This is a genomic window from Prosthecobacter sp., assembly GCF_044232965.1.
Taxonomy (GTDB): Bacteria; Verrucomicrobiota; Verrucomicrobiia; order Verrucomicrobiales; family Verrucomicrobiaceae; genus Prosthecobacter.
The window spans coordinates 16734-29318 of record NZ_JBIIKX010000073.1; the positions used below are offsets into that span (position 1 = coordinate 16734).

The window sequence follows — 12585 nt, forward strand, 5'->3', positions numbered from 1 at the left end:
CGTGTTTTCTCATCGGTGGCCTGTCTGACCCACGACCTTCCGATCCTTCACTGCGGACGCATCGCGGGGGCCGGGTCGCGGATCGTGCCAGCGCTCGCGCGGGGCGGGCGCTTTTGCATCGAGCCATTGGCCGAGGCGCATGCGCAGGGATGTGACGGAGCGGTGCGCTTCGGGGCCGAAGGCCGATTTGCCGGCGTCGTCGTCATTCTTCTTCACTGTTGTGGCGTGCAATCCGGGCTCCTTCATCACGGCGGCGGCGACGCTTTCGCGCGACTCGCCGGAGAGCGCCGTGAACATGGTGAGATACTCGACGAGCTGCTGACCGGCACGGAAGGTCTTCAAGCGCAAGCTCGGCACCGGGCCTTCGGCGGTGGGATAGAACAACGAGAGTTCATCCGCCTTCTGCCAGGACTTCTCGTTTCCAAGGGTCTGCCAAGGCACGACGCCGTCGGCGCCAAGTGCCCAGGCTTCCACGCACCACGCGGCGTTGATCACGTTTGGAGTGCCGATGGCGTTCGCGCTGCCATACATGTAGATCAGGTCGCTATTGCGTCGCGCCCGCTGCATCACGCTTTCGTTGTAGGTTCGCAGCGAGCCGCTGACGACTTCCACGTTGACGACACCGTCGAACAGATCGCGCTGCCATTGGGGGCGCGAGATGTCCGCGCGATAGACCACTCGCGCTCCAGGAGCAGCACCGACACCTTTCCAGAACTCGATGCCGAATCGGCGCAGCGCCCAGAAGTCCTGCGTATTGCCCGGTTCATCGAGAAGCCACGCCGCCGAGCCCTTGTTCCACCCGGCCTTCTTTGCGGCGACTTTGTTGTTGAGATAAAACTCGAACATCGTCTCAGACCAGCCCCGTTCCCTGATATGTCGTGCGATGCGCGAGGCCGCGTCGCGGAACTGCTGCCAGTAGGCATCGTCATAGGCGGACTCGATCCAGTAGCCGCCTTTGAAATGCGCCTCGTGATCCATCGGCCAGTTCTCATTCAGCATGAGGTAAAAGGCCTCGATGGGCACGGCACCTCGGGGCAGATCGTGGAAGGCGGAACCGTCGAGTAAGGGGCCAAACTCCGCGTCCCATTTCGTCCAATCCCAAGTGCCGTCGGGTTTAATCTCCGGCCCAGCGGTAACTCTTCCCGTCCCGCGGTAAGGCAGCACGTTCAGGGTCGTGCGGTGCTCCTGCGCGAGGCGATAGTAGTCGCGCTGGTGACCGGCCAGCCCATACGCATTCATCTGCGGAATGAACGAGAGATGATCGGGCAGCGTGAAGTTCCAGACGGTGAGCGAGCATGGCAGCGACTGAGCGCCGATCTTGAGCCTGCCCGTGATGCGGCCGGCCTTGGCGTCCTTCGGAATGTAGAGTTCGATGCACGTCGGGCTTTCGCCACCGCCGGGCTTCAAAGGATCCGCATGGCCTTCGACCAGAGGCATCGTGAAGCTTTTGGTCTTCACTTGCGCGAGTTCGATCCTCGCCGCTGCGGCCACCGTAAAGGACATCGCCTCGCCTTTCGCCGCGTAGAAATCCAGCGACTGCAATGGCTCGCCAAACTCATCGCGGCAATCGATGGGGAGCTTCGCTGCGGCAGCGGCTTCGCGCAGCGGCGGCAGTTGCGCGGGCATGACTACTGCGGTCTTCGGGCTCACGGTCGTCGGACTTTCGTGTGCGCCGTCTTCCAGCCAGAGCAGGAAATAAGGGCGCGTGCTCCGCTTGTCGTCCTTGCTGGAAACGAAGCGATTCGGAAAGGGCCGGTAAGTGAATGTGTTGCCGTCGCGGCTGTATTCACTGCCCACGTCATCCATCACCGCGAAGCCGAAGCAACGACCATCCACGCGCGCCTGCACCACCGCAGGGGCCACCGCGATGACCTGCCAGCGGTCCGCATCGCGGGGCGTGGCATCGGCGAAGCTCCAGATGGAACCACCGCCGCCGTTGATCACGCTCGTGATGTCGGGTTGGTTGCCGCCCCAGCGCCTCTCACCCGTGTGAGCCCAGGCGAACGAACTTGCTCCCGGGGTTTTCGTCAGCTTCGCCGCAGCGCCTTCAACCCACTCATCGGTGATCGTCGAGACAGTCATGCGACCCAACGCGACATCGCCTTCGCCATGGAGATGCAACTCAGCTTTCGTCACGCGCTTGCCCTTGAGTGCGGTGCAATCAATGTCGATCAAGGACAACTCCTGCACGCCTTTGAACTTCAGTTTCGGTGCCGCACCGCTGCTACCCTCCACTTCACTCGGATAAGATGAGATGGAGGTGTCGCGAGAGATTTCCACACGCACCGGCTCGGCGGCGAGCATGTTTGCCAGCGGCGTGACCAGCAGGGCGGTGAGGAGTGTGATGGTGGACTTCATTGAGCTTAATCGGAAAAATTGGCGTCGTGTGTTCATGGGCGGTGAGGATTGGAGTGGTCCGCAGATTCCTCAAACTCAGTCGCCGTTGCGCCGAGTTCGAGCTGCGCTCCATCCACCCAGATGGTTCCGGGCTCGCGGAGGCGGATTTCGTAGCTGGCTTCGCTGACGTTGGCGGGAATCACGCCGGTGATGGAGTAGCGTTGCCACTCGGTGCTGAGTTTGATCGCAATGGCTTCGCCGTGCTCTTTTTCGGCGTTCATCTTCATGCCACGCAGCCATGCATCGCGTCCGTTGCGATCGGCCTTGAGGTAAACGGAGAGCGTGTAGGTTTGCGCAGAGGCGCTCACGGGATCACAACGCAGCATGAGTTGCTCGTAGCCGCCGGTGGTGGTCTTGGTGAGTTGGATGCATCGTTTGCCGAAGAGGGCTCCTCTCTCGTGAATCGTCGCACCGGTCGTCATGAGGCAGTAGTCGGCGCAACCTGCGGCGGTGGTGTCTTCGAAGCTGGGATTGGGTAGCAGGTTTTTGCGCCCTTTTCTCAAGCCGCCTGGGAGAAAGGGTTCCACTATCATGAGGTCGGGCTTCAGCACCGTCTGCTGCACACGCAAAGCTTTGGCATTGGGGTCGCCCGTGCTTTGCAGATACCAGGCGCGAGTGGCATACGGCTCCAGAGTATCGCTGAAGCCATGGTCGTGGATTTCCATGTTCTGCGTGCCAAACACTTCTCTCGCTGAGGTCATTTGATCGAAGGTAAAGCGACAACGCACGGGGTGATGACGAGCGTTGGCGGCCAGCAGGATGGTTTGCCCCTGATCGTTCTGGAAGATGCCGACGTGGACGTCTGGGTAGCGCTCGGCTTTCGGATCAAAGGGGGATTCAACAAAGCTGGGAGCACTCTCCAAAACATCCAGCACAGCCCGGTCGTAGCGGATGTCAGTCGATGGCTCCGGCCCTGCGATGAACGGTGTTAGCAGGCTAATCTCCTTGCCGATTTGCTGGCAGGTCTGCCAGTCGGCCTCACGCATGTTGCTGTAGGCGAAGGTAACGATGCCCGTGGCCCGATAGATGAGCGCGAGGTAGGTCTGGCAGCGGATCTCGTCGGCCGTCAGCGGTCGCTTGTAAAGGCGGCTCCAGCGCGGACAGGCCAGGATTTGCCAATCCGGCTGTCGGGCGGCCTCAGCACGTTGCCGGGTCATCCACGCGACCTTGGCGACGTGATTCGGCGTGCTGCGAACCTCGTCCCCTGCGGGCGGATGCCAATAGGGATCGGTGACGAGGATGTCGCACCAGTTCGTGTAGTCCGCGCCTTCGGGGATGTGGCTGGAGTAGTTGACGATGATTGGATGATAGCCATCAGCTTGTCGCACGCGGGCAAAGTATTCCTGGCCAAACTTCACCTGGTTGAAGGCCTCCTTGGGCAGCGGCTCGTCCATGATGAAGTGCGCGGCGAGGTTCGGAGCGCGCTTCACGGCTTCGACTCCGGCGATCATGTGATAGAGGTTCTTGTGGAAGAACTCGCCGTAGATCGTCTCACGTTCAGGAAGCGAGACCGGCAGCGTCAGCACATTCTTGAGCTGGGTGAGGTTCTGCGAATCCGTGATGCGCCGCACTTGTTTCAAAAGCTCGCCGTCATAGCGAGCGTGCGCGTCCCAGAGGATCGGCTCCGCGCATTCGTCGGGGGCACTGACGAGGGCGAGATGATGTTTTGTCGCCAGCCGCTGGTAGTTCGCCATGCCTTGCGGCGTGGTCTTGTTCCAAACGACAAAGGTGTTGAATCCATGACCGGCAAGCTGCTTGAACGCCGCTTCATCGTCGTCGCGCACGCCGGACATGATCATGCCAAAGGGCACAAACGGCTTGCCGTTGTTCAAGACCAGACGCCGGGCTTGATCGATCTTCCATTCCGCTCCCGGCTGCGGCGGCAGCTTCCGCAGGGGAAGCTTGAGTTCAAAGATCACCCGCTCGGCGCGCTGAAGCTGCAGCGTGATGGAGTCGCTCAGCGGAACCCTGAGCTGACCGCTGACAGGCACGGGAGAGACGCTTCCCAGTTCGCTTCCCTCCGACGAACGAGCCACCAGCTTCAGCCCTGCGCCCGGGTTGACTCGGTAGTAAATCACCGCCTCGACTTCGCTGGTGTAGTAGTTGCGATCCAGGAAGGCCGTGAGAGGTCGCCAAGCGCTGGTGTTCTCGATGACCTCGGTGCCAAGCACTTCATCCGTGGCGGCATCGAGCAAGCTCAGCTCCGCCTGCTCGGGGCTGGGATCCTGCAAGGCGAGCCGGGTTTCGAGGATTTGCCTGGGCTCCAACGACAACACTTCTCCACGAGTCGTGCCCATCGCCAAGCGCACCTTGGCGGCAGCGGCACCATGATTTTGCAGGCTCACCCGAGCGTCCGACATCTCCGCACTCGCCTTGCTAATGCCCACCAGTGGCACCTGACGAACCTCCAGCCCAACAGGAAAACCAGCCACCGCACGAAACGCAGCCTGCTCATGAAAGCTGCTTTTCACCGGCGACCAACTGCTGCTCTCGCGCGATTCGCTGATGACCACGTTCTGCGAATCAATCACCGGCAGGCGTCGATTGCGCGCCACGTTGATCCGCAGGTCGTGAAATCCGCCGCCGGAGCGCAGCAGAGAAAGCGGCACCGCGATCTCTGCAGTCCAGCCGTGATCGGTGCGTCGAGTGGCTGAGCGCCAGGGCACATCCCAGTATTCCTTAACGTTCGGGCCAGTGATGATCCGCTCGTCGCGTGCGCCACCGAAGCTCAGCGCATAGTGGTAAAAGTAAGCAGGCTCCGTCACTCGCGGTGCGAGAAACACCTCGATCGACTCATCCTTCATCGCCCCACGGTCATGGCCCTCCACGGTGGGCTGAAGAAACTTCAGCGACTCGTGCCGACATTCGATGCCGACGTAAAGCCAGGCATCATCGTGCGCGAGCCGGAACGTAGTATCGGCGATGTGCCTGCCCGTTTGAAACACCGTGAAGTCGGATTGCGCGGAAACCTGAGACCAAAAGGCTTCATCGAGTGATCCGTCAATGGCAGCGGTTCCCGAAGTGATGCTGGCTTCGTTTGCCTGAATATTGGCAGCGTGCAGCGCGGCCAGCGGCGCGAGCAGCAGGGCGGTGAGGAGTGTGAGGCATTTCATGGTTTGCGCTTTGGAAGGATGACGAGAGTTCCCGTGATAACCCGGCTCGGCAACTTTTTGCGCATTCCTATTCGCGCCATCGATCCGTGGATTTACGCCACGATCTCCTTCAGCACGCCGGTGCTGTCCCCATGGCGCTCGGCTTCGATGCCGATGCCATGCAGCATGCTCAGCCACGCGTTGCACAGTGGTGTGTCCTTTGGTGCGACGATGTTCTGGCCGAGTTTCATACCGGCGCCGCGACCGGTGATGATGGTGGGGCAGTTCGAGAGTTCGTGGCCCGTGCGGATATTGCTGCCGTAGGCGAGGGTGATGTTGTCGAAGAGCGTGCTGCCGTCGGCTTCCCTGGTCGCTTTGAGTTTGTCGAGGAATCCGGCGAGCAGCTCGCTCTGCGCGATGTCGCGGCGCTGGGAGGCGTCGAGCTTCTCGCCGAGGGTGGTGTGGTAGTGGCTCATGTCGTGGATAAAGACTTTGATGCCGAGGCTGGTGAGCAGGCTCGCGACGGGTTGGCGATAGGTTAGGACACGGGTGCTGTCGGTCTGCATGGCGGCGATCATGATGTCATACATGAGCGCGATCTCGTCGCGTCCGGCGAGGCCTGGCTTGGGCTCGGGGAGAGGGGCCTTGGGCTGCGGGACGCCGATCCATTGCTCGTCTTTGCCCAGGCGCGTCTCGATGTCGCGGATGGACTGGAAGTATTCGTCGAGCTTGGCGGTGTCGGTTTTACCGAGGCCGCGCTGGAGTGACCTGGCGCTGTCGAGCATGGCATCCAGCACGCTGCGCTTTTGCGCGAGCATGGCTTTCTGCTGCGCGATGGGAGTGGTGTCTTTGGCAAAGAGACGATGATACGCGGCGATGGGGCCTTTGAGTCCGGCGATGGGTTTGCCGCTGACGTCCCACGCCATCGAGAGACCGGGACCGTGGCCGGACATCTCGGCTCTTTCGCTGTCGTCGAGCTGCAGCGAGGCAAAGCGGGTCTCCAGTCCGAGCTTGGCGGCGGCCACTTGATCGGCGCTGATGCTGTTGCTGAAGCTCTGCCCAGGCTGCGCGTAACGGTTCGCGCCGGTGAGCCACATGGTGCTGCCCCAATGGCCTTCGTTGCTGTATTTGTTCCAAAGTCCCTGCACGACGCTGAAGTCCTTCTGGTGCCGCGCGAGCGGCGCGAGGCCGACGGGCAAGGTGTAGTCAATGCCAGGCGTTTTGATGTCTGGATACCAAGTGTTCTCCGTGACGCCGTAGCCGAAGCTGAGGAAGATCATGCGCTTCGGCGGTGTGGCAGGAGCCGCCGCGGAGGCGAAGCGACGGAAGCCGAGCGACTCGAGCACGGGCAGTGCGATGAGAGCGGTGCTGGATTGGAGAAAGTGACGTCGGTTTTTCATGGTGAAATTAGATGCAATACTTATTTGGTGTGAAATTCTTTGCTTTCGACCAAGGCGCGGACAAACGCCCGCGCCCCGATCTTTTCCTTCTTCGCGGCGGCGAGCATCTCGGTGATGAGCGGCTCATCGCGGAAGCCGACCGGCCTGCCGAGCGCATACTCGATGAGCGCTTCGCTGAAGCCTTTGGCGAAGTTGTCGGACTTGCTAGCGATGATGTCGCGCAGCTCGAAGTAGTCCTTGAAGGCGGGGCCTTTGTGAAGTTGCGCGGTGGATTCGATGGTCCAGGTTTTCTTGGCGTTTGGCACGGGTTTGCCGGCATTGTCCATGACTTGATACGTGTCCTGCGTGCGCCATCCGCCGGCGGCGTCGAAGTTTTCCAGACCAAAGCCGATGGGGTCGATCTTGCGATGGCAACTCGCGCACTGCGCGTCCTCCTGATGCGCTTGCAGGCGCTCCTTGGTGGTGAGCACCTTACCGGCGAGGCGCGTGATTTGCGGGACATTCGCGGGCGCGGGTGGCGGCGGATCGTGGAGGAGTTTGCGCAGCACCCACGCGCCGCGTTCGACCGGGCTGGTGCGCTCGCCGTTGCCGCCCATCGCCATCACGGCGGCCATGCCGAGCAGTCCGCCACGCGGCGAATCTTTCGGCAGGGAGACTTTTTCAAACGCATCCCCCGTGACGCCTTCGATGCCGTAGTAGTGCGCCATGACGCTGTTGATGACGGCGTAGTCGGACTTCAACAAATCGCGCAACGGCGCGTCGTGCCGCAGGAGATGCTCGAAGGTGGCATACACTTCGTTGCGCGAGGCGAGCTTCGTGCTTGCGTCGAATCGAGGGAACAACGTGCGGTTGAACTCGAAAAAATCGAGCCGGTCGAGCACCAGCCATTGATGCACAAAGGGCCGCGTGAAGTCTTTCGAGCGCGGGTCGTCGAGCAAGCGGTTCGTCTGCGCCACGAGCACTTCGGGCTTCATCAATTCGCCGCTTTTCGCGAGTCCACGCAGTTCCGCATCCGGCGGTGCACCCCAGAGGAAATACGAGAGCCGCGTGGCGAGTTCTTCGCCCGTCAGCGGTCGGCGTTTTTCATCGGACGATGGCTCGGCGAGATAGAGGAACTGCGGCGCGGCCAGCACGACCGACAGCACGCTCTTCAGCGCTGCGCTGTGCTTGTCACCGGCCTTGCTGCGCAACTCGTAGAGTGCGAGCAGGCGGTCCACGAAGCTCACCTGCGGTGCGCTGCCGCGAAAGGCCTCGGTGCAAAAACGCTCCAGCGCCGCGCGCAACTCGGCGGGTGGCGGCGTGGCCTGATCATCGAGCGGAATGCCCAGCGCCGCGATGGCCCGCGCCTTGCCAGCGCGTGAGTTGGGAAGGCGCACGAGTTCCATCCAGTCCACCCACAGAGCGAGTTCCGGGCCGATGCCGTTTTTCGCTTTGGCAGCGCCAAACTTCGCCCGTGTCTGTGTGAAGTGATCGAGAGTGCCTTTCTCGCGGATGAAGAGGGTGCGGTTCGCGCGCTCGGCATGCTGGCGTGTGAGCGTGAGCGGAATCTCGATGATCTGCGGAGCCTCCATCGTGCCGGTGATGTGGTGCGTGCTCATCACCTGGCCATTGCGCGGGTCGATGCCAAACTCGATGAACCTCCGCTCCGCCGGTGCCTTCTCCACCGCCGCAATGCGCAGGCGCACGACGTAATCGCCCACCAGTGACTTCCAGGCGAAAGGCAGGAAAAGGGTGAGGTTGTCGTTGGGCAGTTCCAGGCCGCCCGCGATGGTCAGGTAGGCTCCCTTGTCGAGATTCGGCTGCTTCAGGTAATACTCGTGATAGGGCCGCATGTAGCCCGCGCCCATCGGCATTCCGTAGCCAAGTGCGCGGTTCGCCTTGTCCGCGTTGTTCTCAACGGTCTTAAAGCCAAAGTCCTCCGGCGCGGGCGCGCCATGGAGCTTCGCCCACGAGCGGCGGAAGTTGTCATCGGTCTTTGATTCCTTGCGGAGTGTGGCGACGACAGCGGCATTCTCCGACTTGGCCGCCGCCTCTTCCACCGCCTGCGCCCACTTCTTCGCGCGCTCCAGTGCATCGAGATTCTCGGCGTATTTCTGCTGGATGACCTTTAGCGAATCCTCCGCCTCATAGTGCAGCTTCTGCTCCACGCCCGCCGCCGCCTGCCATTCAAAGGCCTCGTCGAGCGCGTCGCGCCCGAGTGCCTGATACTGCTCCACCTGATTGCCCGACATGAAAAGATCCGCCCCCACCGTGTCGAAACCAGCATTGCCAGTATCCGCCGGCAACTCCGCCACATTGATCTCCACGCCCAGCAGCTCGCGCAGCGTGTTCCTGTATTCGCGCCGGTTCAGCCGCCGCATCGTGATGACGCCATTTTGATCACTGAGCGTGCGCCGCGCCGCGACCATGACATTCGATAGATCATCCAGCAGATCCGCCTTCGCCGCATTTGCCGGTTGTTTCTCATCCTCCGGCGGCATCTCGCCCGAGTTCATTTGATTGAGCACCTTCTGCCACTTCTCCGCCGTCTCGATGTCTGTGATGGTGAACGGCAGATCGTCGAGGCGGAACTTGCCCTTCTGCTTCTCCGCACTGTGGCAGGAAACGCAGTGCTCTTTGAACAAGGCGCGATGCTTCTCCGCCATGACGACAAGCGGCGCTTCCTCGGCGGCAGCGATGGTGAACCACAGAGGCACGAGGGACACAGAGGTCAGGAGGATTTGGAAAGGTGATGGCATTTTGGAGATGAAAACGGTTCGCAAACTTCTAATCAGCGGTGAAGCCTGTGCGCTCATCAGAAGGCCGAGATTTTGATGTTGTCCACGAGCACGCCTTTGGCTCCGTCGCCGAAGCCGATCTGCGGCGGGCGTTTGGGCGTGCTGGCGAGATTGCATTTGCCGCGCAGCGACTGGCCATTGCTCAGTTGCACGGCCACCTCGCCGTTGCGCACTTCGATCATGACGCGATACCACTGGCCCGGCGTGAAGGTCGCCACGTGTTTGCCGACGGTGGTGCGCGGGGCGTTGTCGGTGATTTGCCAATAGCCCATTTTGGTTGGGTCTTTAGGGCGGCCAAACTGGATGAAAAACTCGGGGGGCACACCGTGCTCAGTCTTGCCGGGCTTGGTGAATTGGAAGTTAAACTGCTGCCCGTCATCCCAGCGGAAGTCGGCTTCGAGGATGAAGTCGCCGAGCGGCGACCGCTCTTTGCCATAAATGAAGGCGATGCCTGGATGCGTCACCTCGGGTCGCTTCAGCAAGCGCACGGCACCCTCGGCGATTTCGGACTTCGCCGCAGCGATGACCTCCAGCGGCTTGGCATTCGGCCCATCGAAGGCTTCGGTGAAAACGACGTCACCGCGTTCCCCGAGTAGCGGTTTGATTTCCGGCAAAGGCTCAGCGGCGTGCAGCGCTGGGAAAAGCAGGGAGAGGAAGAGTGTGAGAGTAAGCTTCATGATGTTTGGTGTCTTTCAATATTTCGTGCTCACATCAACTTTCACGCTGAAGTCCGGAGCGACGGTGGCATTGACGCGGTAGTATGACGCGCTTTCAAAATAGCAGTCCGGCGTAGCGGTGAAGTGTTTGCCGCCGGCGTCAAACTCCAGACGCAGGCTCGACTCACCGGAGGGCATGACTCCGACTGTCGCCTTCTCAGCCGGAGCAATGGTGGCGATGGACTCGGAAAAGCCGGAACCGGAAATGATGACGTTTGTCAACGGAGCGGACGAATGATTGCTCACCATCAACTGAGGCTGTCGCGAACAACCCGAGAGGAAAGCGGTGACTGGCACGAGCAGGAGAGCGGCGAGGAGTATAAGGGTGTGTTTCATCGTGAGCTTACTTGGATGTGGCCTTCTTGGCTGGGGCGGGTTTTGCGGGCTTTCCGAACTTTGGTTCGAGTCCGAGCTTTCGGCAGTCGGCATCCACCTCATCGCTCCAGGCGGCGTAGAGCTTCTTCAGTTCCGCGAGCTTGGCGGGCTGTTCGGCGGCGAGATCGTGTTGCTCGCTGATGTCGGCGGCGAGGTTGAAGAGCATGTCTTGCGCGGGCTTTTGTTTGGGGCCGGGAGCGGCGTCGCCTTCGGTGCTGTGGACGTATTTCCAATCGCCCTGGCGCGCTCCGTAGTTGTTGCTCATCGTGCGGCTGCGCCAGAACAGGATGTCATGCGGTGCGCCGGATTTTTCGCCTTTGACAAAGGGGAGCAAATCCACGCCGTCGATGGCAGAGGCGTCAGCACCGGCGGCGGCGAGCGCCGTGGCGCTGATGTCGAAGCTGATCGCAGGTTTTGAATACGTCGTGCCGGGCGCGATGACGCCGGGCCACTGCATCAGCATGGGAACGCGGATACCGCCCTCGAAGGTCTCGCACTTGGAGCCGCGCAGGGGCGTGTTGAGCGAGCCGTTGACGGCGTTGCGCGTGGTCGGGCCGCCGTTGTCATTGGTGAAGACGATGAGCGTTTGGTTGAGCTTGCCCGTCTGCTCCAGCTTCGTGAGCACGAGTCCGATGGCATCATCCATCGCGCTGAGCATGGCGGCATAGGTCTGGCGTTTGGGATCGGTGATGCCGGGGAAGCGCGCGCGGTATTTCTCGATGGCTTGCAACGGCGTATGCACGGCGTTGAAGGCGAGGTAGAGGAAGAAGGGCTTCGCGTTCTTGGTTCGTGGTTCTTCGTTCTTCGTTGTGGAGCACCGCTCGACGAAGGCGGCAGCCTCCTCGCCGAACGCGTCCGTCAGGTAACGCTGCTCGTTCACCGGGTCGCGATTGCGCAGAATGGGGGCGTTGTATTCGCCCTTTCCGCCCGGCTGGATGATGTATTGATGCCCGCCTCCGACGAAGCCGAAGAACTCATCGAAGCCGCGATCCACCGGTGTGAAACCTTCGGTCGAGCCTAGGTGCCACTTGCCCACCATGCCCGTCACATAGCCCGCCGCCTTGAGTCGTTGCGGAAGCGTATGGGCCTGAGCGGGCAGCGGCCCGCCGAGGTCCTCAATGCCGTAGCGATGCTGATACCGGCAACTCATCAACGCCGCGCGCGTCGGTGTGCAGAACGAACCGTTCGCATACGCATCGGTGAAGCGCACCCCACGCGACGCGATGCGGTCAATGTGCGGCGTCGGAATGTCTTTGCCGCCGTGGGCACCGATGTCGGCATAACCCATATCGTCGGAGAGGATGACGATGATGTTCGGTTTTTGCTTCGGAGCATCGGCGGCTGACAAAACGGCGAGCGGCGCGAGTAGCAGGGCGGTGAGTGTGATGAGATGTTTCATGTGATTGTTTCAGTTCGAGTTCCCGACTTCGCCATCGCGCTGAAGCGCCTGCCAGTCGGCGGCGTAGGCGGCGTTGATGAGCCATGAGGCTGTCGCCTTGTCGCCGGGGAATGTGGCAAACGGCGCGGTGGACAGATTCTGATAGCCGCCTTTGGCTGCATCCCAGTTTTGGCCGAGATGGCCGCTCTCGGTGGCGAGCGTGTTGAGCTTCACCGGCCCCTTTCGCGCATCGGCAGCCGCCGGCACGCGTGCGGCGAAGCTGTGGCGCAGAAACGAAAACACCAGCGGCCAGGTTTTCGCGACGGGACCGTGACCGGTCTTTGGCTCAACCACGAGATTCCATGCTGCGTTGTGATGCTTTCGCATCATCGGCACGAGGGCGAGAGTTTCGGCCCGATGATCATTGGCGAAATATTTGTCCTCCTCGCC

The 12585-nt window shown here is 61.4% G+C and carries 7 protein-coding genes and 1 pseudogene; all 8 read right to left on the reverse strand.

Annotation, left to right across the window (positions count from 1 at the left end; all coding sequences use genetic code 11):
• Positions 1–9 precede the first annotated feature (9 nt).
• The gene (locus tag ACILSI_RS22155; RefSeq protein WP_395724101.1) at positions 10–2358 is read right to left on the reverse strand and encodes a hypothetical protein; all 2349 of its coding nucleotides are present in this window, start codon (positions 2356–2358) and stop codon (positions 10–12) included.
• A 32-nt stretch (positions 2359–2390) separates the two neighbouring features.
• Positions 2391–5510, reverse strand: coding sequence for a sugar-binding protein (locus ACILSI_RS22160; RefSeq protein ID WP_395724102.1), 3120 nt, complete (start codon positions 5508–5510; stop codon positions 2391–2393).
• A 92-nt stretch (positions 5511–5602) separates the two neighbouring features.
• Positions 5603–6889, reverse strand: coding sequence for a DUF1552 domain-containing protein (locus ACILSI_RS22165; RefSeq protein ID WP_395724103.1), 1287 nt, complete (start codon positions 6887–6889; stop codon positions 5603–5605).
• A 20-nt stretch (positions 6890–6909) separates the two neighbouring features.
• Positions 6910–9627 carry a DUF1592 domain-containing protein gene (locus tag ACILSI_RS22170; protein WP_395724104.1) on the reverse strand — a complete coding sequence of 906 codons (2718 nt, stop codon included), beginning with the start codon at positions 9625–9627 and terminating at the stop codon, positions 6910–6912.
• 56 nt (positions 9628–9683) lie between these two features.
• A complete protein-coding gene (locus ACILSI_RS22175) occupies positions 9684–10343 on the reverse strand; it encodes a family 16 glycoside hydrolase (protein WP_395724105.1) in 660 nt (219 codons plus the stop codon).
• A 15-nt stretch (positions 10344–10358) separates the two neighbouring features.
• Complete coding sequence (locus ACILSI_RS22180) at positions 10359–10718, reverse strand: hypothetical protein (RefSeq protein WP_395724106.1); 360 nt, start codon at positions 10716–10718, stop codon at positions 10359–10361.
• Between the two features lie 7 nt (positions 10719–10725).
• On the reverse strand, positions 10726–12156 hold the full coding sequence (locus ACILSI_RS22185; protein ID WP_395724107.1) for a sulfatase-like hydrolase/transferase: 1431 nt from the start codon (positions 12154–12156) through the stop codon (positions 10726–10728).
• A 9-nt stretch (positions 12157–12165) separates the two neighbouring features.
• A pseudogene (locus ACILSI_RS22190) lies at positions 12166–12585 on the reverse strand (hypothetical protein); the annotation flags it as partial.